At 73.7% G+C, this 377-nt stretch carries 1 protein-coding gene; it reads right to left on the bottom strand.

The features are described from left to right. Positions 1-377: GAF domain-containing protein (locus EIZ44_RS44515; RefSeq protein ID WP_134734623.1), on the bottom strand; the 377-nt coding region annotated here is incomplete at both ends.

The following is a 377-nucleotide window of genomic DNA, read 5'->3' as shown; positions in this document are numbered from 1 at the left end:
GCCCGCTGCTGCGCCGCCAGCTGCAACGCCAGCGCCGCCTGGTCCGCGAACGACGCGAGCACCGGCAGTTGCGCCGTCTCGAACAACGCCGAACCCGGATCCCGCAACGCGATCAACACCCCCGACGTGTGGTCGCCCGCCCGCAACGGCACCACCAGCGCGGGACCGCGACCGCGGTCGGGCAGCAGCGCCAGCTCTGCCATCCGGCGCGGCGTACGGTCCCGGAACACCGCCCCCGGCACCGTCCCCTCGACCGACATCCGCAGTCCCATGAGGTCGGTGGCGTCGCCGCCCGCGCACACTGTCACGGTCAGTTCCGCGGGATCGGTGTCCCGTTCCTCGTCGACATCGAGCCGGCCCGTGCCCGGCAACGCGAG

Origin of the sequence: Amycolatopsis nivea, from assembly GCF_004522235.1 — a bacterium.
Taxonomy (GTDB): Bacteria; Actinomycetota; Actinomycetes; order Mycobacteriales; family Pseudonocardiaceae; genus Amycolatopsis; species Amycolatopsis nivea.
This window is presented reverse-complemented; position numbering and strand designations above follow the sequence as displayed.